Source organism: Microbulbifer okhotskensis, from assembly GCF_023895975.1.
GTDB lineage: Bacteria > Pseudomonadota > Gammaproteobacteria > Pseudomonadales > Cellvibrionaceae > Microbulbifer > Microbulbifer okhotskensis.
In genome coordinates, this window is record NZ_JALBWM010000011.1 from 38,228 (window position 1) to 64,019 (window position 25,792).

General features: G+C 53.9%; 22 protein-coding genes. 9 read left to right on the plus strand and 13 right to left on the minus strand.

What is annotated here, in order from left to right; genetic code table 11:
• The first annotated feature begins 730 nt into the window (after positions 1-730).
• From MO867_RS04430 to MO867_RS04450, 5 genes are all read left to right on the plus strand, one after another.
• Positions 731-2,203, plus strand: coding sequence for a PQQ-dependent sugar dehydrogenase (locus MO867_RS04430; RefSeq protein ID WP_252464996.1), 1,473 nt, complete (start codon positions 731-733; stop codon positions 2,201-2,203).
• Positions 2,204-2,231: 28 nt separating this feature from the next.
• Positions 2,232-2,555, plus strand: coding sequence for an exodeoxyribonuclease VII small subunit (locus MO867_RS04435; RefSeq protein ID WP_373565861.1), 324 nt, complete (start codon positions 2,232-2,234; stop codon positions 2,553-2,555).
• Entirely contained in the window at positions 2,556-3,464 is a 909-nt protein-coding gene (locus MO867_RS04440; protein WP_252464998.1) for a polyprenyl synthetase family protein, read from the plus strand. It begins immediately after the preceding gene.
• A 95-nt stretch (positions 3,465-3,559) separates the two neighbouring features.
• Positions 3,560-5,476, plus strand: coding sequence for a 1-deoxy-D-xylulose-5-phosphate synthase (gene dxs, locus MO867_RS04445; RefSeq protein ID WP_252464999.1), 1,917 nt, complete (start codon positions 3,560-3,562; stop codon positions 5,474-5,476).
• A 168-nt stretch (positions 5,477-5,644) separates the two neighbouring features.
• Positions 5,645-7,495 (plus strand): DUF885 domain-containing protein, encoded by a 1,851-nt coding sequence (locus MO867_RS04450; protein ID WP_252465001.1) that lies wholly within the window; start codon positions 5,645-5,647, stop codon positions 7,493-7,495.
• 75 nt (positions 7,496-7,570) lie between these two features.
• Here the strand turns inward: MO867_RS04450 and MO867_RS04455 are convergent, their stop codons facing one another.
• A complete protein-coding gene (locus MO867_RS04455; RefSeq protein WP_252465003.1) occupies positions 7,571-9,646 on the minus strand; it encodes a TonB-dependent receptor in 2,076 nt (691 codons plus the stop codon).
• A 228-nt stretch (positions 9,647-9,874) separates the two neighbouring features.
• On the opposite strand from MO867_RS04455, the gene MO867_RS04460 reads away from it, so the two are divergent.
• Positions 9,875-10,192, plus strand: coding sequence for a DMT family transporter (locus MO867_RS04460; RefSeq protein WP_252465005.1), 318 nt, complete (start codon positions 9,875-9,877; stop codon positions 10,190-10,192).
• Positions 10,193-10,291: 99 nt separating this feature from the next.
• Here MO867_RS04460 and rsgA read toward each other — a convergent pair whose 3' ends face one another.
• Positions 10,292-11,413 (minus strand): ribosome small subunit-dependent GTPase A, encoded by a 1,122-nt coding sequence (rsgA, locus tag MO867_RS04465; protein WP_252465007.1) that lies wholly within the window; start codon positions 11,411-11,413, stop codon positions 10,292-10,294.
• 613 nt (positions 11,414-12,026) lie between these two features.
• Between rsgA and pulA the strand changes: the two genes are divergently transcribed.
• The 3 genes from pulA to MO867_RS04480 all read left to right on the plus strand — a co-directional run bounded on the left by pulA (position 12,027) and on the right by MO867_RS04480 (position 16,842).
• Positions 12,027-15,353, plus strand: coding sequence for a pullulanase-type alpha-1,6-glucosidase (pulA, locus tag MO867_RS04470; RefSeq protein WP_252465009.1), 3,327 nt, complete (start codon positions 12,027-12,029; stop codon positions 15,351-15,353).
• Positions 15,354-15,721: 368 nt separating this feature from the next.
• Positions 15,722-15,859: a hypothetical protein gene (locus MO867_RS04475; protein WP_252465011.1), complete on the plus strand. Its 138-nt coding sequence runs from the start codon at positions 15,722-15,724 to the stop codon at positions 15,857-15,859.
• A gap of 392 nt (positions 15,860-16,251) precedes the next feature.
• Complete coding sequence (locus MO867_RS04480) at positions 16,252-16,842, plus strand: M35 family metallo-endopeptidase (RefSeq protein WP_252465013.1); 591 nt, start codon at positions 16,252-16,254, stop codon at positions 16,840-16,842.
• 50 nt (positions 16,843-16,892) lie between these two features.
• Here MO867_RS04480 and ribA read toward each other — a convergent pair whose 3' ends face one another.
• The 11 genes from ribA to glyA all read right to left on the minus strand — a co-directional run bounded on the left by ribA (position 16,893) and on the right by glyA (position 25,618).
• Positions 16,893-17,510 (minus strand): GTP cyclohydrolase II, encoded by a 618-nt coding sequence (ribA, locus tag MO867_RS04485; RefSeq protein ID WP_252465015.1) that lies wholly within the window; start codon positions 17,508-17,510, stop codon positions 16,893-16,895.
• A 17-nt stretch (positions 17,511-17,527) separates the two neighbouring features.
• Positions 17,528-18,163 (minus strand): retropepsin-like aspartic protease family protein, encoded by a 636-nt coding sequence (locus tag MO867_RS04490; RefSeq protein WP_252465017.1) that lies wholly within the window; start codon positions 18,161-18,163, stop codon positions 17,528-17,530.
• Between the two features lie 17 nt (positions 18,164-18,180).
• Positions 18,181-18,669, minus strand: coding sequence for a phosphatidylglycerophosphatase A family protein (locus tag MO867_RS04495; RefSeq protein WP_252465019.1), 489 nt, complete (start codon positions 18,667-18,669; stop codon positions 18,181-18,183).
• Positions 18,670-18,705: 36 nt separating this feature from the next.
• A complete protein-coding gene (gene thiL, locus MO867_RS04500; RefSeq protein ID WP_252465021.1) occupies positions 18,706-19,653 on the minus strand; it encodes a thiamine-phosphate kinase in 948 nt (315 codons plus the stop codon).
• Positions 19,654-19,662: 9 nt separating this feature from the next.
• Complete coding sequence (gene nusB, locus MO867_RS04505; protein ID WP_252465023.1) at positions 19,663-20,106, minus strand: transcription antitermination factor NusB; 444 nt, start codon at positions 20,104-20,106, stop codon at positions 19,663-19,665.
• Positions 20,107-20,169: 63 nt separating this feature from the next.
• Positions 20,170-20,640, minus strand: coding sequence for a 6,7-dimethyl-8-ribityllumazine synthase (gene ribH / locus MO867_RS04510; protein ID WP_252465025.1), 471 nt, complete (start codon positions 20,638-20,640; stop codon positions 20,170-20,172).
• A gap of 65 nt (positions 20,641-20,705) precedes the next feature.
• A complete protein-coding gene (gene ribBA, locus MO867_RS04515) occupies positions 20,706-21,818 on the minus strand; it encodes a bifunctional 3,4-dihydroxy-2-butanone-4-phosphate synthase/GTP cyclohydrolase II (protein WP_252465027.1) in 1,113 nt (370 codons plus the stop codon).
• Positions 21,819-21,896: 78 nt separating this feature from the next.
• Positions 21,897-22,577, minus strand: a complete 681-nt coding sequence (locus MO867_RS04520) for a riboflavin synthase (RefSeq protein ID WP_252465029.1) — start codon at positions 22,575-22,577, stop codon at positions 21,897-21,899.
• Positions 22,577-23,722 (minus strand): bifunctional diaminohydroxyphosphoribosylaminopyrimidine deaminase/5-amino-6-(5-phosphoribosylamino)uracil reductase RibD, encoded by a 1,146-nt coding sequence (ribD, locus tag MO867_RS04525; protein WP_252465031.1) that lies wholly within the window; start codon positions 23,720-23,722, stop codon positions 22,577-22,579. Before ribD ends, MO867_RS04520 begins: the two co-directional genes overlap by 1 nt.
• Positions 23,719-24,186, minus strand: coding sequence for a transcriptional regulator NrdR (gene nrdR, locus MO867_RS04530; RefSeq protein ID WP_252465033.1), 468 nt, complete (start codon positions 24,184-24,186; stop codon positions 23,719-23,721). Before nrdR ends, ribD begins: the two co-directional genes overlap by 4 nt.
• Before the next feature lie 163 nt (positions 24,187-24,349).
• Complete coding sequence (gene glyA, locus MO867_RS04535; RefSeq protein ID WP_252465035.1) at positions 24,350-25,618, minus strand: serine hydroxymethyltransferase; 1,269 nt, start codon at positions 25,616-25,618, stop codon at positions 24,350-24,352.
• Positions 25,619-25,792: the final 174 nt, after the last annotated feature.

Below are 25,792 nucleotides of genomic sequence, written 5' to 3' on the forward strand. Positions count from 1 at the left end.
AAGAAGCTTTGAATTGGCAGTTCGATGAGACTGGGTGAAAAGAAGCGTGGCAATTTTCGATACGGAACAGAAATTGCCCTTTCAGCAGAAAAAAAATATTCTTTGGCTCCAAGCACAAGCCTACAATTTTTCTAACTGACGAACGTAGAGCTGCCCACCGGGGCCACATGGCCTTAGATAGTACGGGCACTTCTGTTGATAGATTACTGAATGCACCACCCTCCGCCGGCCCAGCGGTAATTTGGCCGACCTATCAACATTAAAGCGGATTACTATTACAAATTCCAGACCGTTGCATTCGTATATTGGCACATCGTTATTATAATGAACCTGGCACTGCCTATTGGTCCAGCAGAAGAGTACTAGAGAGTGCTTGAAAAAAAGCAAGAATCAGGAAGATGTAAAACACCGCCCAGGCAATCCGGCCCGGGCGGTGCGTCTCACAGGATGGTGCCCATATCCTTAGGGCGAGCGGCGCAGTCCATTTATCCTTTGCCGCAGAGTTGCAGTCCCTTTTGCGTCCCTGCCAGTTAATTATGGACATCAAGGAAGAAAAAAGTAGGGGGAATCTGCTGAATTTCGTGTGAGAGATATCTCACAAAGCGAGTTATCTGTTCCAATTGGGAGGGATGACAGGAAATTAATTCCTTGTTAACGATAGGGTTAACAGATAAGCGCGGCAACTATAACCATCTTTATTTCAAGTTCAATCAACATCATGAAGAAAACGTTGAAATATACGCTAATATTTTTCATTGTCCTGGGCGCCGCTGTTTCTACCGCCTTGGCTACTTTTAAATCGAGTGTCAGTGTGCCTTGGCGCCAATTAATTGGTGGCACCCAAACTACTGAAAAAATAATTTCGAAACGCTTATCCACAGCAGATGAATACTCCGTTCAACTCTTCTCGAGTAACGTGCCCGGTGCACGTTGGCTCGCGGTCACTCGCAATGGCGATATTATTGTGTCCCAGCCAAAACGGGGCAAAGTCTCCCTGTTATCGGCAGACCGGAATGCGGACGGTCACAGTGATGGTCAGCGAGCCCTTATCGAGGATTTGAAACGGCCCCATGGATTACTGTTCCACGACAACTGGCTGTATATCGCTGAAGGCGATGCGATAGGACGTGTTCCATTTGACCATTCCACTGGACGACTGACCGGGCCCTACCAGCGAATTATTGAAAATCTCGAGGATGATGGTCACTGGACCAAAACTATCGCCATGAGTCCCGACGGATGGCTATTCCTCAGCAGTGGCTCCAGCTGCAATGTCTGTGTCGAACAAGATCCACGCCGCGCTACAATCTTGCGCATGCGACCCGATGGTAATAATTTTGAAATATATGCCACAGGTTTGCGCAATAGTGTCGGCTTCGACTGGTCTCCCCACGACGGGGGCCTCTACGCCACGGACAACGGCCGCGACTGGCTGGGCGACGACCTCCCCCCCGACGAACTCAATTTGATTAAACAGACACAATTTTACGGCTGGCCCTATGCCTATGGCGACAGAGTCCCCGATCCCGAGTTCGGTGTTGATGCCAGCCCGAAGATCAAACAAAAAATTGCCTCCTCAGTCCCTCCCGTACACGTATTCCGCGCCCACAATGCACCTCTGGGAATAAGCTTTTTACGCAGCGCTAAACAGCCGGAAAAATATCGGAGCGCCGCGTTGGTTGCGATGCACGGTTCCTGGAATCGCAGCGTGAAGGATGGCTATAAAGTTGTTTCTCTACATTGGGATAACCGTGGAAACATTCAGCAGGAAGATTTTATGTGGGGATTTCTCAGTGACGACCACCAAACGGTATACGGCAGGCCGGTCGCTATCGCTGAGGATAATCACGGTGCTATCTATATCTCCGACGACTATGCCGGCGCCATCTACCGCCTCAACAGCGGCGGATTCCAGCAGGCTACTGTGACAACACAAAACCGCCGCCCAATTAAAGCACCCGACAAATCCCCACCTATTGATCCTGATACTGCCCAAACCGGAGCGGCACTCTACCAAAGCCACGACTGCGCACACTGCCACCAGGCCCAGTTTCCTCTGAGAGGCCTGTCGGAAAAGTACACATTGCAGACACTGGCTGATTTCTTCGATGCGCCAACGCCCCCGATGCCCAACTACAACTTTAATGATTCGCAGAAAAGGGCTCTGGCGCATTACCTGTTATCTCGGGAAATCCAGCCATAGAAAGGCTAATCCTTAGCGGTGGCTGTGAGTGGGACTCGCAGAATTGACCCCTGCAGCGCCAGCCGCTAAGGTTGCCCCGCAATTACGAGGCGATGCTATGGCGGCGAAGAAAAAAACAGCAACTTTCGAAGAGAGTCTTGAGGCGTTGGAACAATTAGTTGGGCGACTCGAAGCGGGGGACCTTCCTCTGGAAGAGGCCCTGGCTGATTTTGAGCGAGGGGTGAAGCTCACGCGGGAATGCCAGCAAAAGCTCGCCAAAGCCGAGCAAAAGGTCAAGTTGTTAATCGAAGAAAACGGCAGTATCCGCGAACTCCCTTTTGAAGCCGAGGACGATAGCGGAGGGCAAGCTTAAGTGAGTTCTTCAAGCCCACCCGAGCAACTGAAAACATTTTTGGCAACCTCCTCTGCCCGAGTAGAGGCGCGTATCCAGCAGGCTCTGTGCTCTCCCATCATCGGCGCAGAAAAGCTGTACGAAGCTATGGCTTATGCGGCACTAGGGCCCGGTAAGCGTCTGCGCCCCGCCCTGGTCTACGCTTGCGCGCAAGTGTTCAAAGGTATCGACTTCGACCTCTCCCGTTGCGACAGCGCAGCGGCAGCACTGGAGTGCATCCACGCCTACTCCCTGGTACACGACGACCTGCCGGCCATGGATGACGACGAACTGCGCCGCGGCCGACCCACTTGCCATATCGCCTACAATGAGGCCACCGCAATTCTCGCCGGCGACGCCCTGCAATCCCAGGCATTTGAACTGCTTTTGAGCGAAGAGCTCCCCCCCCAGTTGCAATTGCAGCTACTGCGAGAACTCGCCAGTGCCGCAGGTGCGCGGGGTATGGTCGCGGGCCAGGCCATCGATCTGGACTCAGTCGACCAGACGCTCACTCTGGCGCAACTCGAACCCATGCACCGCCTGAAGACGGGTGCACTGATCTGCGCCAGCGCGCGTATGGGCGCGCTTCTGGGTGGCGCCAGCGAACTGGAGCTGCAAGTAGTCAGTCGCTACGCACAGGCTATCGGCCTAGCCTTCCAGGTTCAGGATGATATCCTCGACATCACCGCAGAGACCGCAGTACTGGGCAAACCGCAAGGAGCAGATGCCCTGCGTAATAAACCCACTTATGTCTCTCTACTCGGTGTCGAGGGCGCTCGGAAAAAGCTGGCAAAATTGCACAATCAAGCTTCCCAGGCCCTGCAAAACCTCCCCGGTGACACTCTGCTCCTGCAGCAGCTCGCGGACTATATCGTAGAGCGCGGACACTGAGTCACAGCATTCCTCGGGGGGTTTGGGATGCAATATGACCGTCACGGGCATACAATCCCCCTCAATATCACCATCTGTTGCAACTGATACATTTGATGCTCGAAGAAATTCCACGCACACGCCCGCAAACGCCGCTCCTCGACTCAATCGACGATCCGGCTCAACTGCGCGCCCTCGATGAACGCCAATTGCCAGAACTCGCCAGCCAATTGCGCGAGTACCTACTCTATTGTGTCGGCCAAAGCGGCGGACACTTTGGCGCAGGCCTGGGTGTGGTGGAACTGACCATCGCCCTGCATTACATCTTCAACACCCCAGAAGACCGCTTGGTGTGGGATGTGGGCCATCAGACCTACCCCCACAAGATTCTGACCGGACGCCGCGAACAGATGCTTTCCATGCGCCAGCAAGGAGGCCTTTCCGGCTTCCCCAAGCGCAGCGAAAGTCCCTACGATACCTTTGGTGTGGGTCACTCCAGCACATCGATCAGCGCTGCCCTGGGCATGGCCCTGGGCTCCCCGGACGAGCGCAAAGTGGTGGCGGTGATTGGCGATGGCGCTATGACTGCAGGTATGGCCTTTGAAGCCTTAAACCACGCCTCCCACACCGGCCGCGACATGTTGGTTGTTCTCAATGACAACAGTATGTCGATTTCAAAAAATGTCGGAGGCCTCGCCACCTATTTCGCCAAAATTCTGGCCAGTAAGACCTACCTCAATATGCGTGAGGGCAGCCGCAAGATATTGTCTGCCATTCCAAAAGCCTGGCAATTGGCGCGGCGCACCGAAGAACACGTAAAAGGGATGATTACCCCAGGCACCTTGTTCGAAGAGCTGGGTTTTAACTACGTGGGGCCTCTCGATGGCCACAATATGCACGACCTGGTGCATACCCTACGCAATTTGCGCAGCCAGCCCGGGCCTCAACTCCTGCATATTGCCACCACTAAAGGCAAGGGTTTCGGTCCCGCCGAGAAAGACCCGGTGGGCTACCACGCGCTGAACAAACTCGAGCCCGAGGCAAAAGTACAGGTCGCTGTACCCGGCAAGAAAAAGCTACCCAAGTACCAGGATATTTTTGGCCAGTGGCTCTGTGATACTGCGGAGCAGGACCAGCGCCTGATCGGTATCACTCCCGCCATGTGCGAAGGCTCCGGTATGGTGGAATTCTCCAAGCGCTTCCCCGACCGCTTCCACGATGTCGCCATTGCCGAGCAACACGCAGTGACGCTCGCCGCCGGCCTCGCCTGCGAGAAGCAAAAACCGGTCGTGGCGATCTACTCCACTTTCCTGCAGCGCGGCTACGACCAAATGGTCCACGATGTTGCAATCCAGAATCTGGATGTCACCTTCGCTATCGACCGCGCCGGCCTGGTAGGCGAGGACGGCCCCACCCACGCGGGCAGTTTTGACCTCACTTTTATGCGCTGCCTGCCCTACTTGGCGATCGCAGCACCCAGTGATGAAAACGAATGCCGTCAGTTGCTCTACACCGCGTATCAACACAAGGGCCCCGCTGCCGTGCGTTATCCGCGCGGTACCGGCATGGGCACACCGATCAGCGATGAAATGAACGAACTGCCAATTGGCAAAGGACGTTTATTGCGTCAGGGCAGTGGCGTCGCCATTCTCAGTTTTGGCACCCTTCTAACTCAAGCCATGGCGGCTGCGGAGCGCCTCGGCGCCTCTGTTGCAGATATGCGCTGGGTAAAACCCCTGGATGAAGCATTGATTGATGAACTTGCCGAGAGCCATCAACTCATAGTTACCATCGAAGAGAATACCATTGCCGGTGGCGCCGGTAGCGCCGTGCTTGAATATCTCAATCGCAGTGCCAGATCTATGCCAGTACTTCAATTGGGGCTGCCAGACCAGATTATCGAACACGGTAAACACAAGGATCTACTCGCCGCTATCGGCCTCAATGCCACCGGCATTGAGGAACAGGTACGCGAACGCCTGCAGTTAGTGAACCATCAGAGTTTTGACAGCCGCACCGCTGCGACCAACTGACTCAGCCTACCAGTGGCAGTCAGCCATTTCGGTTGACTGCTCTTCGAATACCCGGCAAAACTTTTGCCTTTTCGACACCGGTCTCAGCACCGATACAACCGGAATAAGCAATATTGGGCCTAGCCGAAGGCCACTATCAATCACTTCGCGCTTTCACTCGAGGGGAATATGTCACTAATCCGAAAAGTCCTGCTCACTTCCCTGGGACTTGTCACCAGTCTCAATGTCTCGGCCATGGATCAAAAAGCCTTCCGTAAAGCTTTTAAATCCCTACCGGAAACCAGTGCCACAGAGCGACTCACCGCCCTGCAGGATTTACGCTACCGCTGGATTATGGAGAGCTACCCCAGCAGGGCCACCTACGAAGGCTATCCCGACCAAAATCACCGCTGGGTGGACAATTCTCTGAAGGCGATTGAGCGCCGACAACAACAGACAAGACTGCTGTTGGGCGCCACGCGCAATATTGATCAAGTCGACCTGACGGCCGAACAGCAACTGGATTACCAGCTTCTCTACCAGGACCTTCTCGGCTCGGTGAAAGGATTCCAGTTCCCGGAACACCTGCAACCAGTCACTCATATGAGTGGGGTTCAACGAAATGTGCCGGCGGTTTTAAACAGCATGCCAAAGCGCACTGTGGCCGATTATGAAATGATTATTCGCCGCCTGGAAAGGCTGCCAATCCTTATTGAACAAACCGAGGGTTTAATGCGCCGCGGTCTGCGCAAGCAGGTTACGCCTCCGCAAATTACCCTGCGCGACCTACCCCGGCAAATACGGGCATTGGTTCCACCCGTGCCTGAGCAAAGCCCACTGCTAAATGCCTTCAATAACATGCCCAAGGCAATTCCGGCAGCCATGCAACAGAGCCTACAGCAGCGCGCCCACGCCACTTATAGCAAGCTGCTGGTACCTGCCTGGCAGAATATGGCGGAATTTATTGAGCGCGAATATACCCCCGGAGCGCAGGTGGATACGGCTTTAACCAGCCGCCCCGATGGTTTGCGCTGGTATGCCCACAAGGTGGAAGAGAGCACAACCACCGACCTGAGCCCCGAAGAAATTCACCGTATTGGTCTGGCAGAAGTCAGACGTATCCGCGGAGAAATGGACAAGATCATCCAGAAAACCGGTTTTCAGGGCGATTTCAAGGAATTTACCGGGTTTTTGCGCACAGACCCACGCTTTTACCACAACAGCCGGGACGCGTTGTTGCGGGATTACCGTGATATCGCCAAGCGCATTGACGCAGAACTGCCGGTTTTGTTTAGCACCTTGCCGCGCCTACCCTACGGCGTAAAGCCGATTCCCAGCTATTCCGAACAATCGCAAACCACCGCGTATTACCAACCGGGTTCTGTAGACACCGGCCGCGCAGGTATATTCTTCGCCAACACCTATAACCTGCAAAGCCGCCCAAAATGGGAGATGGAGGCTTTAACTGTACACGAGGCCATGCCCGGCCACCATTTGCAAATCGCCCTTGCCCAGGAGCAAAGTGATATCCACCCCCTGCGTCGTATGGCCCTGTATACGGCATTTGTAGAGGGTTGGGGACTTTACTCCGAGAGCCTCGGTTACGACTTGGGTCTGTATAAAAACCCCTACAGCGAATTCGGCGCACTCACTTACGATATGTGGCGAGCGGTGCGCCTGGTGGTAGACACCGGTATGCACCAGTTGGGCTGGAGCCGCGAGCAGGCTATCGACTACTTTATGGAAAACAGCGCAAAGCCGTTGCATGACGTCACCGTCGAAATCGATCGCTATCTAGTCTGGCCCGGACAGGCACTGGCCTATAAATTAGGGCAGCTGAAGATTAAAGAGCTGCGTGCTAAAGCCGAGGAAAACCTCGATAGCAATTTCGATATCCGCAGATTCCACGATGCCCTTCTCGGCGCCGGTGCCCTGCCCCTGAATATTCTCGAGGCGCGTATGCACAGCTGGATAGAAAGCCAGGGCTCTGCATCAGCCTACGCAGATTCCCCTTCAGCTCCACAAACCTCGGCGGGTTAAAGCAAAATTAAAGGGTGGGTACTTCCCGCCCTTTAATTTTGCCGAGCCACTTGCGCCTGAAAAATATTGATGCTCTCACCAGTCAGTCGATACCGAAAAATACATTGAACGGGGCTCCCCTGGAAAATATCTATCGCCGGAAAAACTACTGTAATCCCCCCGCTCCGCATAGGCCTCATTGGTCAGGTTTAATACCCTGGCAGACAGGGCCCAGTGATCCAATTCCCAACGCGCTCGCAGGTTCAGCAAATTGTGTCCTGAATATTCATGCTGATTCTGGGGGTCAGTGTAATAGCGCCCCTGATGCAGCCCTTCCAGCTCTAGCATAAACTCTTGCCGAGGCTGCCATTGCAGGCGATAACTGCCGAAGACCCGGGGGGCTGAATCCACAAGATTGCCATTCAGCGGCACGCCTTGCAGCTCCCTCTGGTCCCGATAGCGGTGCTCTGCATAACTAGAAGAAGCCTCCACACGCCAGTTCTGTGTCACTGCATAGCTGAGGGCCAACTCGACACCGCGGTGCGAGGTTTTGCCATTGGACTGGTTAAAGTACTCCGTATCTCTAAAAATTACATTGCTTTTGCGCATTGCGTAAGCGACCAGTTCATAGGACAACTGCTCTTTCAGCCCTCGCACCCCCAACTCGACACTGCTAATTCGTTCTGAATCCAATTCGGCAACCTTTTGCTCTCGCTGTAAACGATAGAGTTCTGTCACCTGGGGAACCCGATACCCCAGGGCCAAATTTGTAAACAACTGCAAGTCTGAAGTGAGCTGGTAGGTAACCCCCAATTTTGGCGACCAGTTCTGAAAGCTATCTTTACGATCCTCAGGCCGGCTAAATCTGCAACCACCAAAGCCGCAGGGCGTAGCATCTTCAGCCGTACGGCCCGACAACATTTTATTATTGTAGTCATACTGTACTGACTCAAAACGCACACCGCCGTACAGTTTTAAAATGTCAGTAATATTCCAGGTTGCCAGAGTAAAAGGCGCAACACTATAAGCATCAACTTGATAATCGTAATGTTTACCGGTGGGAATAGTCGCGCGTAAAAAGTCTGATCCCTCAGTCGGATTTTTCTGGGTCTCACGCAAGTAGCCCTGGGTAAACTCTGTATCCAAACCCACTATCACTTCCAAGTCTTCTCCCTTGGCAAAAAGGTAACTGCTCCGCAGACCCACACTTTCCTGGCCGTTTTCTTCCAGTGACTGCCCCGGTAAATAGTGCTGCAAAAAACGCATGTCGGTTTTTCTTAGATACGGTGTCAGTAGCAGCTGCCGGTCTTCTCCCAGATCGAGATCAAGTTTGGAGTAAAGGCGTATCGCAGAGGCATCGCGGAAGGCTTCAGGGTTGGGGTTTTCTCGACCCAATTGCCAATCCCGATAGGCATTTCTCCCCTCGACATAGCCTGCGGTTTCCTGATTTAAATTAATGACTGCCAAGTGTGTGCGAACCTGTGTATTCCCCTTTGCCGCCAGGTGTTGAAGACTCAACTTCTGCTGGTCGTACCCGGATTGATTCCGGTAGCCACCATCGGATGCCAGGGACAAATCTGCGCGCACGCCCTCCTTAGCGGAAAAATCGACCTCTGTTGAGACACTTGTTCGGTAATAATCGTGTGGACCCGCTTCAATCTCTAAAGCACCAGAAAAACCTTTAGGATTTTCGCCGATACTCGGGCTGAGAATATTCACCACACCGTGCATGGCATTGGAACCATACAGGCTGCCGGCTGGACCTCGAATAACTTCGACTCGCCGTGCCACTTCACTGTGGGATTCAAACAGTTCATTAATATTACAGAACCCATTTGCGCGCAGGGGAATGCCATCCTCCATGGCCAGTACACTGCCACAGGCCCCAGCACCCGATAGCACCGGTGAACGCAACGCGGGCAAATACTCCAGACCATTACCCCGAGCCAAGTTGGCACCGGGAACCCGCGCCAGAGCCTGCTGGATATGATTGTGTTCAAGTAACTGCAACACATGACCGTCAATTGCAGTGAGGCTCTCGGGGTATTGCTGTCGTTGTTTGTCAAAGCGGCTGGCCGTCACCACAACCGTCTCGACATATTCTTGAGCTGCCAGAGTAACCGGGCTCATCGACAATAGTATTAGCCCCAGGCTGTTGGTTTTTTTTAACATACTTCCAGCTTACCCTTCCTTTTCGAGTAGCCAACAATACAGAACTGTGATTGGGTTTTCCCGCCCTTATCAAGATCCGCACCAAAGCGGTATCTAGCCGCCAAACCAGTCAATCACTTTCCGCTAACTTCATTTGTAAAGTGGCAGACAAGGCTCCTCCGACCTAACCTCCTGAAGGACTTTAAAATTCTAATTCACCAACAAAATTCCGCCTTAAAGAGGAAACGCATGGCCTGGTTCTACCTGTTAATCGCTGGCATTTGTGAAATTGGCTGGGTAATTGGACTGAAAATATCCCAGGAGGCATCGACCCGACTACTAGGTGTTGTGCTGGCTATTGTTTTTATTGGCCTTAGCGGGTTTCTATTGTGGCTAGCGCAAAGAGAGATTCCCATTGGGGTATCCTATGCGGTCTGGACCAGCATCGGTGCCGCCGGCGCCTTCCTGGTAGGTATCCTCTTTTTCGGCGAAACCGCCAGCCTTGGGCGATATCTTGGCGTACTGTTAATTATCGCCGGTGTTGTCACCTTAAAACTTGCCCGTTAGTCTCGCGTAAATACTTGAGGGGTAGCATCTACTGCCCCTCAAGGCCAAGTATCAGAATACTTGCAAGGTTAAGAGTTCAGGAAGGACCCAGCTACAGTATCAATCCTTTTCATGATACTTACGCCGGCGCGATTGGTTTTGTACAGAGCGATATAACTGCGAAAGGGCTCGATCACCAGCGCGCTTTTGCGCCAGATTGCGGCCGTTTCGGCAAAGCTCTGTTTGCAGTTTTTGCCAGTTTTGTAAGCGCCGCTGATCCATTACCCCCTCTGCTATCGCATTTTGTACGGTGCAACCTGGCTCTGACTGGTGCTGACAGTCAGAAAAGCGGCACTCCCGAGCCAAAGCTTCGATGTCTGCAAAAGTCTGCACCAATCCATCCTCAACATGCACTAATCCCAGTTCCCGCATACCCGGACTATCCAGCAGCAGTGCACCCCAACTGAGGGGATGGAGAGAACGCTTACGCGTAGTGTGGCGGCCCTTGCTATCGGCCTCACGGGTATCCCCGGTCTCGGCCAGGGATTCTCCAGACAGCGTATTCAACAGTGTGGATTTGCCCACACCCGACGACCCTAACAGTACAATAGTCTCCCCTGGCAAGCACCAATCGCGCAGCTGCATCACGCTTTCCCCGTCGAGACTATTAACGACTGCTACCGGCATTTCGCCAAAAGGGTGCAACATTTGTAGATAGTGACTGTGGTCTTCACACAGGTCTGCCTTGCTCAGTATCAGGTGAGGACGGCAACCGGACTCTCTCGCCAAAGCCAGGTATCGCTCAATACGGGACAAGTTAAAATCGTCATTCAAGGAAGAAACGATAAAAACACTGTCCACATTGGCAGCGATCAATTGCACCTGTTGCCCGCCGGCTGCCATCCGCTCAAATTGGCTACTGCGATTCAACAGGCGTACAAAATGACCGCTATCGCGCGCCACCAGTAACCAGTCCCCGACCGTAGGCATATTAGAGGCGACACTTGCGGTTAACGACAGGGACGTTGACCCCTCCTCACCCGCCAGCACCAGGCGACTGCGGTGTACCTCTGTTACCCGTAACGGCGCGTATTTCTCCAATTCATCGAGAGACAGTTGTTGTTGAAAAAACGACTTCCAGCCGAGTTTTTGTAATGGTGAAGCTTCATGCTCACCGGAGTTACCGGCGGATTTGCTACCGTGGCCGCTGGCGAAACGGCGGAAAAAGTGAGATTTACTCAAGATTGAAACCCTCTGGGCGCAACAATGCACCAAGCGGCCGCGTATACACGGCCAACAGAGCTTTCTCAGGGAAAGCCCGACGTTAAGAGTCTATCGCCGGGCGTGGGCAGCACAGTGCTGCTACTGGACCCGGCGGAGGGCTGTAACAATCATCAATCATCCTCCGCGGTAAAGTGAGATCTGAACCCGGCCACAATGGCAGTGGGTTAAGGGAAAATTAGCATCAGTTCAGGGTTGGGGCAAGTAGCTAGCGCTGGAGGGGTAGGAAGAACTTCCCCGCCACAAAAAGTAAAGCCGGCAAAAGCCGGCCTTCAAATCTGATTACAGCGAGTACATCACCTTTCTCGACCCACAGTAACCCGATCAGTTGAGTATAGATCCAGCTAATGCTTTCGCCATCTCCCTTACTCGTGAAATATCTTCTCCTGCAGCGGTTTCTTCCCAGTGACGTTTTTATAAAGGTTTTATGACAAGCCCAGCCGCCCTGACCGTTGCTCTCCACCTCCTTGGGGAGGGAGGCTTCCACAGCGCGACTGCGATTCAATGCCACCTGAGAGAAATGCAAAAGTCCTGTCCATCACCACAAAAGCCATAACAACAAGTGAGAAACGTCATGCCAAAAGTAAGATTTGCAGGCCCAAAGCAAAGGGCCTGCCTGATACTGGGCGCTCTCTTCTGCTTTGCCCAGCCATCTGCCTGGGCGGCGGACACCCCAGATCCATCAAGTGTCAATATCCCCGGCAACCTGCAAAGCCAGCTGGGCTGTGATAGCGACTGGCAACCAGGTTGCGCCGCAACCCTTCTCAGTTACGACAGTGAAGATGACAAATGGCAAGGTAGCTTCTGGGTATCTGCTGGCAATTGGGAATACAAGGCCGCCCTCAACAACAGCTGGGATGAAAACTATGGCCGGGGCGGTCAGCACGGCGGTGCCAATATTTCACTCAACCTGAATGAGGCCCATGAGATCAAATTTGTTTACGACCACGAGAGTCATTGGATCACCGATAACAGCAACAGTGTGATAGCCACCATCGCCGGCAACTTCCAGTCACTGCTGGGTTGCCTGGAAGACTGGCAACCCAGCTGTCTACGCACCTGGATGCAGGACCTCGATGGTGATGGCACCTACACCTTTGTCACCTCGGAGCTGCCCCCAGGCACCTACGAATTCAAAGTGGCCCTGCATGAAGGCTGGGACGAAAGCTACGGCAATGGTGGAGCCAATGTCAGCTTTAGCGTGGCGGCGGACAATGACGAAATCTACTTTGCCTTTGACTCCACCAGCAAGGAGGTCACCGTCAGCAGTGACGGCTTCGCCAAGGGTGATCTCAGCAGCGATAAAGCCCATTGGGTGGATGCCAATAGTTTCGCCTGGGATATCCAGATACAAGACGGCGACAGGGTTAAACTGCATTACAGCAATAGTGCCGAATTAAAGCTGGAAGATGGCGAGGTTCATTCTGATGGCGCCGTCGATCTCGCGCCCCTTAGCAATCTGCCCGATAGCGTCCAACAAAAATTCCCACACCTGGCCGCTTTCAGTGCCTGGCAACTGCCCGAACAAACGTCCCTAAGTAACCTGGTAACCCAGCAGCTCGCCCTCGCTGTCTACGATACCGATGGCAACTTGCTTGATGCCACCGGCGTACAGATGGCTGGCGCTCTGGACGACCGCTTTTACTACGATGGTGAACTCGGCGCCCACATTGGCAAAGATAATATCCAGATCGACCTTTGGGCCCCTACCGCGCGCTCGGTGAAGTTGCACTTGTTTTCGAATTCCGACAGCGATACCGCCGACCAGCTTGTATCCATGCAGCGCGACGAAGCTACCGGTGTTTGGCATACCAACATCGACAAGCAGTGGGACCGCGGCTTTTACCTCTATGAAGTGGAGGTTTACTCTTATTTCAGCCGACAGATTGAAACCAATCGGGTGACCGATCCCTACTCCCTAAGCCTCTCTATCAACAGTGGCAAAAGCCAGATCGTCAATCTGGACGATCGAGATCTGAAACCGCGCGGCTGGGATCGCCTGCACAAGCCCCAGCTGGTCCAGCCGGAAGATATCAGTGTCTATGAGTTACATGTGCGCGACTTTAGTATCACAGACAACACGGTACCCGAAATGGAGCGCGGCACCTTCAAGGCGTTCACCCGTCACCACAGCAATGGTATGCGCCACCTGCACAAATTGGCCCGAGCGGGCCTGACCCATATCCACCTATTGCCCGCATTCGACTTTGCCACGGTCAATGAAGACCGGGATCAGCAGCAACAAACCCCAGATTTATCCATCTACGCTGCGGATAGCAGTGAGCAACAGGCCCTGGTGGATGCCGTGCGCGACAGCGATGGCTTTAATTGGGGCTACGATCCGCTGCACTACACCGTCCCCGAAGGCAGTTACAGCACCGCCCCGGATGGCGCTGCACGTATCCGCGAGTTCCGCCAGATGGTACAGGGGCTTTCACACTCCGGACTGCGACTGGTGATGGATGTGGTGTACAACCACACCAGCTCGTATGGTCAGTATCAGAACTCTGTACTCGATAAAATCGTCCCCGGCTATTACCAACGCCGCAGCGTGGAGGGCGATGTTGAGATGAGCAGCTGCTGCGCCAATACCGCCAGCGAGCACGCCATGATGGAAAAGCTGATGATCGATTCACTGGTCACCTGGGCCCAGGCCTACAAGGTGGACAGCTTTCGCTTCGATTTGATGGGGCATCACAGCCTGGACAATATCCTCAAGGCCCAGGCGGCTCTGCAGTCGCTGACCTCTGAAGGCGATGGTGTCGATGGCAGCGCCATCTACCTGTACGGCGAGGGCTGGAACTTCGGCGAAGTAGCCAACGATGCCCGCTTCGTTCAGGCCCGACAGACCAATATGGCCGGCAGCGGCGTGGGTACCTTTAACGATCGGCTGCGTGACTCAGTGCGCGGTGGCAATCCCTTCGGCGGCTTTGAGGAGCAAGGTTTCGGCACCGGGTTGTTCACCGACAGCAACGGCAAATTCGAGGGTGAAGACGAGCGCGCCACGCTGCTGACCCTGGCGGATAAAGTTCGTGTTTCCCTAGCCGGCAACCTGGCGAATTACCCTTTCGAGGATGCCAGTGGCAATATCATCACCGGCAGCGAGCTGGTCTACAACGGCCAGCCCACCGGCTACACCGCCGACCCACAGGAATCCATTAATTATATCGCCGCCCACGACAACGAGACGCTGTTTGACGGGGTCCAGATCAAAGCCAGCGACAACGCCAGCCTGCGCGAGCGCGTTCGTATGCAAGCCTTCAGTAATTCGCTGGTGCTCTTGGGCCAGGGAGTGCCCTTTATCCATGCAGGGCAGGATTTCCTACGATCCAAATCGATGGATCGCGACAGCTACAATTCCGGTGACTGGTTTAACGCCCTCGACTTCAGCCTCGCTAGCGATAACTGGGCCGCAGGCCTGCCAGTCGCCGATAAAAATGAAGACAGCTGGTCGCTGATGCAGCCATTGCTGGCAAACCCGGATCTGGCTCCCAAGCGTCGCCATCGCCAGTGGAGCGCCGCGCTCTTACGCGAACAGCTGTCAATACGCAACAGCTCGCGGCTATTCCGATTGCCCAGTGAAGAGTTGGTAAAAGCGCATCTCAACTTCCTCAACACGGGCCCCGAACAAGTGCCGGGGTTGATTGTGATGGAGCTATCCGATCTACAGGGCAGCGTCGATCCGCGCTTCGAACGTATTGTCGTGCTGTTTAATAGCGATGATGAAATGGTGGAATTTACCAGTGAAAGCCTGCGCGGCGAACACTTGCACAAACACCCACGTCACCGCCGCTCTATCGACCCGCGCCTGTATCAGGTGAAGTTTGATCGGGGCAGCGGCAGCTTTACCCTACCCGGCCGCACCACCGCAGTGTTTGTACAGCCCCGTCACAGGCATTAATTTTCAGAAAATAAAAAGGCCGGAAAATTCCGGTCTTTTTAATATGCATTTCACAATAAAATTAATCTCTAATCCAACCTCAGTGAATTGTCATATCCACTTATTGCTTTAACGTGTATTGCAATAACAAATAGCTACCTAAGTTATTAAACCATTCCTCCTCGCTGCCATTTCAACCTTTTTTATCTCCGCCAATATACTGGTGGAAATCACAGTTATGCACGGCAGAGTGTCATTATCGAAGACGGTAAAATCAGCGCTTTCAGACTCGCGGATTTGAGCCGGGGTAATACTGAAGTCATTGATCTTCAGAATAGCCCCGAAATACCGTACTTAATGGATATGCACATTCACCTAGAAGGTGAGCTGTGGCCAAAAAGCGATTCCGAAGCCCCGAAGATGTCCATGCCACTGATCCAGATACGATGGCCCTTACGACTGCCGCCGAGCAACCCGCTATGCGATCAAATACGGCGCTGACTTTATCAATGCTGCACCCTCTGTGAAACCCACTCCTTACTTTCGCATCCGTAGCAGGCCAATAAGCCCAAATAAATATTCATCAAAGAGTAATAATATATTCTTACCTTAAAATGGCGCCCCGCTCCTTACCTCACCACACCTCATCTGAAGATTCAACTTTATAATTAACCTCCGATATAAAATGAGAGCTGCCATACAACAATAAACAACAGGCAGAAACCCATAAAGGTCCCCACTCGGGGCCTGCTCAAATAAAACCAAACAACCCAAGTGGGTACCTAAGCGAAGTAGCCAATAAATATTAAGCAGCATAAACAGGCAGGGAGCAGATATGGAAACTTACACCGGATTTACCGACAAACAGCGCGAGGCTACCGCAAGGGACTGCTTCAGGCGCACAGCCAGCTGTATTTCATTGGCAGAGAAAGGCATGTCGAACCGGGACGACAAGACAAAAACACTATTTAAAAAATGGTTTGGTATCGCCTCCAAAGAGGAGATGGAGGAGGTTTCAGCAAAGATTTATCGTATGAATTTTTATATCAACAACCTTCCCATTACCCTCAACGATGCTCACGCTACTCTGGGTTCCAATACCAACGCGATGGCAACACACGTTACCAGTATCGGCAAAAGCAGCTACAAACAAAGAAAAGACCACAGCAGTATAAACGGCGTTAAGATTGATCTGACAGACAGATTTTTTAATTCACTAAAACGCATTCAAAGCAATTGCCAAACACAAATTGAAACGCTTGTACATGAACTGTCACACTTGGCAGCTGGCACAAAAGATGCTCCCAACGGCTCTTGCTATGGGCGCGTCAACGCTTTAGCCCTGGCAAGTGGTAACGATACCCAAAGAGCTTTTGCAAGAAATAATGCTGAGAATTATGGCTTTTTTGTTATCGCTGTCGGCGGTGAAATACCAGTACACTCTCAGAAAGCGCCAATTGGCAGCGGGCGCAAATGGGCCGTCGTGGAACCGTCCAAACTAGTGCGCTAGTAGATTGCGCCGAGCACTGCGCAATCTACTAGCGCAGTGCCAGCAATACCCTAACCGGCCTCGCCACTCTCTTCGTCACCATTTTCAAACAAGTGGCCAAGCTTGCCTTTTTTAGTGGATAGATATTTGGCATTGTGCGGGTTGCGCCCGGACTGATGCGGCAAACGCTCAGAAACTTCGATGCCCAAATCCTGCAGTGCTTTCACTTTGCGCGGGTTATTGGTCATCAGTCGAATAGAGTGGATACCCAAGTGCTCGATCATCGACGTGAGAATGGAGTAATCACGCATATCGGCACCAAAGCCGAGCTGCTCATTGGCCTCCACGGTATCCGCACCGCGATCCTGTAAATGGTAAGCGCGAATCTTATTCAGCAGGCCGATGCCACGGCCTTCCTGGCGCAGGTAAAAAATCGCACCGCGTCCCTCCATCGCAATGCGATGCATCGCATGCTGTAACTGAGCACCGCAATCACAGCGCAAAGAAAAAAGGGCATCCCCTGTCAGACACTCAGAATGAATCCGGGCCAGCAGGGGCTCTTCGGTATCGAAGTCACCCATGGTTAGCACCACGTGCTCCTTACCGGTTTCAACTTCCTCGAAACCGTGCATCTCAAACATGCCCCAGGAAGTGGGCAATTTCGAGGATTCCACATAACGAATGGTCAACTTAATACCTCTTAAAATCAGTGTCGGGCGCGCAATAACAGCACGCCCTGCTGCTGTTCCATATCAACTCGACTGAGAAAACTATTGCCCAGGAGCACTACACTGGGAAAGTCATCGGCGTGTACAGTTGCATCGACATTGTGAAGTTTGATTCCGCCAATGGTGACACTGTTCAGATTCAATCGGTAAGCTCTGGTAATCCCGTTTGCGGTGGAAACCCTGATTTCTTCTGCAGTATTCAGGTTTAGACCCAGGCGACGGGCGGTGGGATAGTTAAACGCAATACTGGTAGCCCCGGTATCCACCATCATAGGGACTCGCAGGCCATTAACCCAGGCATCCGTCATATAGTGACCACGACTGTCTGCGGCAAGGCGTACTTCCGCCCGTGCAGCCTGGGCAAAACTGGCCGCTATAGGAGCTTCCAGGGTCAGCTTCTGCTCACGCCCCTCAATACTGACCCGAGCGTATCGGGTTGTCGCCTCAAGGAGAGTGATGCCCTCGGGGGATTTTTGTCCTGCCTTGAGAATTCGCTGTCGGCCATCGACCTCCAGCAAGGCGCTATCGCCAAACAAACCTTTTAATTGCACTTGTTGAGCTTGAGCACCCAGAGCCAATAAAAAACTAAAGACAACTACATAAAAACTTCGCATTGACCTTCCCTATCAAGCTAAGCGCCGATTAGCCATGCGGTTAATTGCAGCAACAGCGACGCGTAAACAGCAGCCAGTATATCGTCGAGCATAATTCCAACGCCACCTTGTACACGTCGGTCGACCCAGCCGATTGGGGGTGGCTTGGCAATATCAAACAACCGGAAAAGTACAAAACCGTAAAGTGCCCAGGCCCAACCGGCAGGCGCCATAAACATAGTGAGCCAATAGCCCACCATCTCATCCCAAACGATTCCGCCATGATCGTGGACCCCCATTTTCTTTGCCGCAGAACCACACAAGTAGCAGCCTACCACGCCGGTAATAAACACGATGCCCAAATACCAGAAAGGCGACAAATCCTGCATCAACCACCAAAAAGGAATGGCTGCAAGGGTGCCAAACGTGCCCGGTGCCTTGGGTGCCAGCCCGGAACCGAAGCCGAAAGCCAGCAACAGGGTGGGATCGCGCAAGAGCTGAGAAAATGTCGGGTTGATGTTGCTCATTCTATTCAAATCTCACAAGGGCGCTGTGACTCAGGGTTAAAAGTGCCGGTAGCCCGGCGACGGAGCCACCCAGGGACGCCCTCGATAGGAACAGCGCACCTGTGGCTCCCCCTGTACGAGTCGCCCGATAGGCACAGCAGCCAGATCCAGTTGATTGATTTGCCCGGCGGCTGCTTCGGGCACGGTAAAGCAAAGCTGGTAGTCATCGCCTCCGCACGCCGCCAGTTCAATCGCATTGTCTGCGGCCAGCTGGTGCACTAAAGGCGCTATCGGTAAAGCATCCAGGTTAACCTCCGCCGCAACACCACTGGCCTCACAAATATGGATGAGATCACCGAGTAATCCGTCGGATATATCCAGCGCACTGGTGGCAAATTTGCCAATCGCAGTAGCAGTCGTTAATTGCGGTTCGGGGAAATAGTAAACCTGCTCAGCCTCGCGGCGAATAGCCTCGCTCACTTCTCGCTCAGCCAAAACAACAGGCAGAGCTGCTGCAGCCGCACCCAGCGGGCCACTGACATAAATACTGTCGCCGGGGGATGCACCATCGCGTCGCAAAGGTTTTTGTGTGTGGCCGATCACTTGGATTGTGATCGAAAGAGGCCCTGCCGTGGTGTCGCCCCCCACCAGAGAAATGCCGAATTGCCCCGCAGTTTCAAGTAGACCTGCCGCAAATTTTTTCAACCAGACGGCATCGCTGCTCGGCAAGGTCAGGGCCAGGGTAAACCAGAGAGGGGAAGCGTTCATCGCGGCCAAATCACTGATATTCACGCGGAGCGCACGGCTGGCAATCATGGCTGGATCGGCATCTGCGGGAAAATGGCGACCCGCAACCAGGGTGTCCATTGAGGTGGCCAGCTGTCCACTGGGCGGTGCCTGCAGCAGAGCACAGTCATCGCCAATGCCAAGGGCTACGCCTTCACCCTGCGGCGCGCGGGCGAAGTAGTTACGGATAATCTCAAACTCCCCCAGCGCTTTGGACATATCTTCGATTCAGCCTTTCTTGTCTGCGGCTACCTCTGCTGAGCGCAGATCCGCAGCGGTCTTATCCAGGATGCCATTGATAAACTTAAAAGCATCGGTGGGGCCAAATTTTTTCGCCAGTGCCACCGCTTCATTAATTACGACTTTATAGGGCACATCGACACGGCTTTTCAACTCGTAGGTAGCCATACGCAACAGCGCGCGGGATACCGGGTCCAGGTCTTCCACCTTGCGGTCCAAGTGCGAACGATAAGCACCTTCCACTTCGTCGAGGTTTTTGGCCACACCGTGGAAAATATCGCGAAAATAGGCGACATCGGTTTTGCTCATATCGTTGTCGGCGTGAAACTCTGCTTCAATCGAATTGAGGCTGGCCCCAGCCATTTGCCATTGGTAGAGGGCCTGCATGGCGTAGTGACGCGCCTTGCGGCGGGTGGATGCAGTTACGGTCATTGTCTTTTCCGGTAGATACTTCACAGAATGGGCAGCGCCGACCCTCGGCCAGCGCGCGGGCAATTAAATTTTGCCGAGCAGGGAAACCATTTCCAGTGCGGTTTCAGCAGCTTCACAACCCTTGTTGCCAGCCTTGGTGCCAGAGCGCTCGATCGCTTGCTCAATGGAATCCACTGTGAGCACGCCAAACGTAACGGGGATACCCGTATTGAGAGACACCTGGGCCAAACCTTTCGTGCACTCGCCAGCGACATATTCAAAATGCGGGGTGCCACCACGAATGACCGCACCCAGAGCAATAATGGCATCGAACTTCTTGCTTTCAGCCAACTTCTGCGCAGCCAGTGGAAATTCGAATGCACCCGGTGCGTAGTAGATGGTGATGTCTTCATCTTTGATACCCTTGCGACGCAAGGTGTCGAGCGCACCGTCTTTCAGGCTCTCAACCACAAAACTGTTCCAGCGGCTCACCAACAGTGCGTATTTGCCAGTACTGCCGACGAAGTCCCCTTCGATCACTTGAATAGTGCTCATAATTTTCAATCCGTATTTCTTTTGCGCCCCCCGGTAACCGAACCGAACTGGAGAGGCTTGTACTGTTACTCTTCGACGTTCAGGTATTCCTCAACTTCTAAGTCGAACCCGGAAATGGCGCTGAACTTAAACGGTGCGCTCATCAAACGCATTTTGCGCACTTTGAGATCGCGCAGTATTTGTGAGCCGGTGCCGACCTGCTTGTACACCAGATCCTGACTGGGGCGCTGCTGCTTGCCGCTGATCAGCCAGTCAATACTTTCTTCGATCTCTTCGGTGGTCTCGTTGTGGCAGATTAGTACCACGACACCCTTGCCCTCTTTCTCGATACGCTGCATGGCGCGACGGAAAGTCCAGGGGATAAATTTCTCATCGCCACGCTGAACCGTGAGCACATCGCGCAAGGTGTTGCTGACATGCACTCGCACCAGCGTCGGTGCTTCAGGAGTGGGTTCACCTTTGATAAACGCGAAATGGCGCTCGCGGCGAGCCTTATCCAGATAAGTGCGCAGCTTGAATACCCCAAACTCGGTACGCACTTTGCGCTCATTTACGCACTCTACCGTCTTTTCATTTAAAGCGCGGTAGGTGATCAGGTCGGCAATAGTACCAATTTTGAGGTTGTGCTCTTTGGCGAATTTTTCCAGATCTGGACGGCGCGACATAGTGCCGTCTTCGTTCATGATCTCGACAATCACCGCTGCGGCCTCAAAGCCTGCCAAGCGCGCCAGATCGCAACCCGCTTCAGTGTGGCCAGCTCGGCTCAGTACACCGCCGGGCTGGGCCATAATCGGGAAAATATGGCCGGGTTGAACGATATCACTGGGCTTGGCATTTCTCGCCACGGCCGCGCGCACCGTGCGGGCGCGGTCCGCCGCTGAGATACCCGTGGTAACGCCTTCCGCTGCCTCAATGGACACGGTGAAGTTGGTGCTGAACTGTGCTCCGTTATCCCGTGACATCAGCGGCAGGTCCAGCTGCCCACAGCGCTCTTTTGACATCGGCAGACAAATCAGACCCCGGCCATGAGTCGCCATAAAGTTGATGTCTTCGGCGCGAACCTGCTCCGCCGCCATCACCAGGTCGCCCTCGTTCTCACGATCTTCATCATCCATCAGGATGACCATTTTGCCCTGGCGGATATCGTCGAGCAGTTCTTCAACCGTATTTAGTTCCATGGTTAACTCTGGATAAATTTATCAATTGCAAATTGAGCAGTTATCGCGCTGTTGTCGCAGTGCCGACGCGATGTAGCGCTAACGCTTATAAAACCCGTTTTGGGCGAGAAATTCGAGTGTCATACCGCCGCCACTGGCCTTGGCCGCCTCATCGCCGAGGAGTAACCGTTCCAGGTAGCGCGCGATTAGATCCACTTCCAAATTAACCCGGGTGCCAGCTGCATAAGTGGCCATAATCGTTTCTTGCAGGGTGTGCGGCACTATCGTGAGTTCGAACTCGGCGCCATCCACCGCATTCACCGCATTCACCGCATTCACCGTGAGACTGGTACCATCTACGGTAATAGAACCTTTGTGGGCAATATAGCGAGCCAGATTATCGGGCGCGCGCAGCCGGAAGCGCTCGGCGCGGGCTTCGGACTTACGCCACACTACCTCACCGATGCCGTCGACATGACCACTGACAATATGCCCACCCAGGCGGGTCTGAGGTGTGAGCGCCTTTTCCAGATTAACCCGGTCGCCTTTTTTCCAGCGGCCCACAGAGGTCACATCCAGGGTTTCTGCGGAAACATCCGCCCAGTAACCATCCCCCGGCAGGTCCACTACCGTGAGGCAGACGCCGTTAGTGGCGATACTGTCGCCAAGCTGCACATCGATCAGATCCAGCTTACCGCTGCGCACACGCACACGCAGGTCGCCGCCCTGAGGTTTCAGCTCAGCAATTTCGCCAACAGTTTCAATAATCCCAGTAAACATCAGCGCTCGATATCAGTGGTTGCAGTGATACGCCAATCGTGGCCGACAGCGCGCATATCAGTAACAGTAATCGGCAGCATCGAGCCCATCCGCTCGATAGGCAATTCGAAAAGTGGCCGCGCTGTACTACCCAATATTTTGGGAGCCAAATAGACAATCAGCTCATCAACATGGCCGCGGTACAAAAATTCACCCGCCAGAGTGGCTCCACTCTCTACCAATACCTCATTGCATTGGCGCTTTGCCAATTCCTTGAGAACTGCCAGTAGGTCCACTCGTCCCTCTTTATCCTGTGGCAATACCAGCACCTCGGCACCAGCTCGCTCCAGGCGCTCGCGACGCTCCGCCGCAGCACGTTCAGTGGTGCACACCAATGTGGGGGCGTCCCCTTGCAAAATAAAGGCTTTTGCCGGAGTGCGCAGCTGACTGTCGACAATCACGCGCAGCGGTTGCACCTCGGCAGCCTGCTCCGCAACCAGCGATTCCAGCGACATTTCGCCGGCGCGCACATTGAGGTTAGGATTGTCGCGGCGCACTGTCTCGACACCGGTAACAATGGCACAGCTACGGGCGCGCAGGCGCTGCACATCGGCGCGTGCAGCGGGGCCCGAAACCCATTTGGACTCCCCGCTGGCCATCGCCGTGCGTCCATCCAGACTCATTGCCGACTTACTCCGCACCAGTGGCAGACCCAGGGTCATACGCTTGATAAAACCCGGGTTGAGTGCGCGACACTTTTCTTCCAGAACAGGGCCTTCCACTTCAATTCCGGCGTCGCGCAGTCGCTGCAACCCCGTACCGCCCACTTTTGGGTTTGGGTCCTGCATACCATAAATCACCCGGGCAACGCCGGCGTCCACCAGCGCCTCGGCACAGGGTCCGGTGCGGCCGGTGTGACTACAGGGCTCAAGGGTGACATACACAGTAGCCCCGCGAGCGCCCTCGCCAGCATCGCGTAGCGCCTCAATCTCAGCGTGGGGCTCACCGGCGCGTCGGTGCCAACCTTCGCCGACAATTGTGCCTTCCGCATTGGTAATCACACAGCCCACTCTCGGGTTGGGCATAGTGGTATAGAGACCCCGTTCCGCCAATTGGATAGCGCGGACCATCAATGCTTCTGCACTCTGTACAACAGTTTGGCTCATGCTGGATTCGATCCCTTACTGGTCAAGCGCTCAATCTCCTCTCCAAACTCACTGACGTCCTCGAAACGGCGATAGACCGAAGCAAAGCGCACATAAGCGACTTGGTCCAGGTCGCGCAGCTGCTCCATCACCAGCTCACCAATAGCACGCGCCGGCAGTTCACGTTCACCGGTCGCCTGCAGGGCATGCTTAATCTGGGATACCGCAGACTCTACCCGCTCGATACTGACCGGGCGCTTTTCAACGGCGCGCTGAATACCCGCACGCAACTTCTCTTCGTTGAAGGGCTCGCGCTGGCCGTTTTGCTTGATCACTCGCGGCAACAGCAATTCAGCGGTTTCGAATGTGGTAAAGCGCTCGTGGCATTCCAGGCACTCGCGCCGACGGCGTACTTGATCGCCTTCGGCCACCAATCGGGAATCGACGACTTTTGTTTCTTCTGCGCTGCAGAACGGACAGTGCATGTGGGATTATCCCCGGAGTGGAAAATGGGCCGCAGTTTACCACAGCCGTTGCACTGTGTGACCGCAGTACGCACAACCACAGTGCAGCGGTCACTGGAGGAAACCCGCCCCCGACGCATAAAAAAAGCGGCTCTATGAGCCGCTTTTTAATCAGCTGAGCTGATCAGCCTTTTTTATACACGGGAAACTCTGCGCAGATGCCCAGAACTTTCTTTTTCACTTCGGCAATGGTCGCTTCCACATCACCTTTTTCCAGTGCATCCAGCAGGTCGCAGATCCAATGAGTCAGCTGTTGGGTCTCCTTCACGCCAAAACCACGAGTGGTGATCGCCGGGGTGCCAACACGCAGGCCGCTGGTAATAAACGGGGAGCGCGGATCGTTGGGGACCGCATTTTTGTTGACGGTAATATTGGCATTGCCCAAGGCTTCATCGGCATCTTTACCGGTGTACTCTTTGCCAATCAAGTCAACCAACATCAGGTGATCATCGGTACCACCGGAAACAATATTAATACCGCGATCGAGGAAGGTCTCCGCCATAGCGCGAGCATTTTCCACAACCTTTTTTTGGTAAACCTTGTATTCTGGGGTCATCGCCTCTTTGAAGGAAACTGCTTTTGCCGCAATCACATGCATCAGAGGACCGCCCTGGCCACCGGGGAATACCGCAGAATTGAGTTTCTTTTCGATCTCTTCGTTGGCACGCGCCAGGATAATGCCACCGCGCGGACCACGCAGGGTTTTGTGAGTTGTAGTCGTCACCACATCGGCACAAGCGATAGGGGACGGATATTCGCCTGCAGCTACCAAACCGGCGATGTGCGCCATATCCACAAACAGGTAGGCCCCTACTTTATCGGCGATTTCACGGAAGCGTGCCCAGTCCATCACACGGCTGTAGGCAGAGAAACCGGCCACAATCATCTTCGGCTTGTGCTCCAGCGCCAGTCGCTCAACTTCCTCGTAATCTACCTCGCCGGTTTCCGGATTCAAACCGTACTGTACCGCGTTGTAAATCTTGCCAGAGAAGTTGACGCGGGCCCCGTGAGTCAGGTGACCGCCGTGAGCCAGGCTCATACCCAGCACGGTATCACCGGGAGCACACAGCGCCAGGTAAACTGCAGCGTTGGCCTGCGAACCGGAGTGCGGCTGTACATTGGCATAATCCGCCCCGAACAGCTCCTTAGCACGCTCAATCGCCAGGGTCTCCACTTTGTCCACAAACTCACAACCACCGTAGTAACGCTTGCCGGGGTACCCTTCGGCGTACTTGTTGGTCAGGCTGCTGCCCTGTGCTTCCATCACCATTGGGCTGGTGTAATTCTCAGAAGCGATCAACTCGATATGGTCTTCCTGACGAGAGTCTTCCTCCTGGATGGCTTCCCAAATTTCTGGATCATAAGAAGCTAAAGTGACAGATGAATCAAACATGGTGTTCCCTCGGTAAAGCGGGCTGAGTAGAGGCTTGTGTAACTCGATACCACAGCGCCCAGGCTTAGGAGTTGGACCAGAAATATCCCAGCGGGATGGCCCTACAGCTCAATGCATCCTGGGCATTTTAGAAAGGCGCGCATTGTACACCAAGGCAAGCATGAATACGCAAAT

Coding starts and splice junctions, on each gene's coding strand:
- nusB (WP_252465023.1), bottom strand. CDS start 20,106: ATGACCGTAACTGCATCCACCCGCCGCAAGGCGCGTCACTACGCCATG.
- glyA (WP_252465035.1), bottom strand. CDS start 25,618: ATGTTTGATTCATCTGTCACTTTAGCTTCTTATGATCCAGAAATTTGG.
- thiL (WP_252465021.1), bottom strand. CDS start 19,653: ATGTCCAAAGCGCTGGGGGAGTTTGAGATTATCCGTAACTACTTCGCC.
- MO867_RS04450 (WP_252465001.1), top strand. CDS start 5,645: ATGTCACTAATCCGAAAAGTCCTGCTCACTTCCCTGGGACTTGTCACC.
- MO867_RS04455 (WP_252465003.1), bottom strand. CDS start 9,646: ATGTTAAAAAAAACCAACAGCCTGGGGCTAATACTATTGTCGATGAGC.
- pulA (WP_252465009.1), top strand. CDS start 12,027: ATGCCAAAAGTAAGATTTGCAGGCCCAAAGCAAAGGGCCTGCCTGATA.
- nrdR (WP_252465033.1), bottom strand. CDS start 24,186: ATGCACTGTCCGTTCTGCAGCGCAGAAGAAACAAAAGTCGTCGATTCC.
- ribD (WP_252465031.1), bottom strand. CDS start 23,722: ATGAGCCAAACTGTTGTACAGAGTGCAGAAGCATTGATGGTCCGCGCT.
- ribH (WP_252465025.1), bottom strand. CDS start 20,640: ATGAGCACTATTCAAGTGATCGAAGGGGACTTCGTCGGCAGTACTGGC.
- ribBA (WP_252465027.1), bottom strand. CDS start 21,818: ATGGAACTAAATACGGTTGAAGAACTGCTCGACGATATCCGCCAGGGC.
- MO867_RS04490 (WP_252465017.1), bottom strand. CDS start 18,163: ATGCGAAGTTTTTATGTAGTTGTCTTTAGTTTTTTATTGGCTCTGGGT.
- dxs (WP_252464999.1), top strand. CDS start 3,560: ATGCTCGAAGAAATTCCACGCACACGCCCGCAAACGCCGCTCCTCGAC.
- MO867_RS04520 (WP_252465029.1), bottom strand. CDS start 22,577: ATGTTTACTGGGATTATTGAAACTGTTGGCGAAATTGCTGAGCTGAAA.
- MO867_RS04495 (WP_252465019.1), bottom strand. CDS start 18,669: ATGAGCAACATCAACCCGACATTTTCTCAGCTCTTGCGCGATCCCACC.
- MO867_RS04460 (WP_252465005.1), top strand. CDS start 9,875: ATGGCCTGGTTCTACCTGTTAATCGCTGGCATTTGTGAAATTGGCTGG.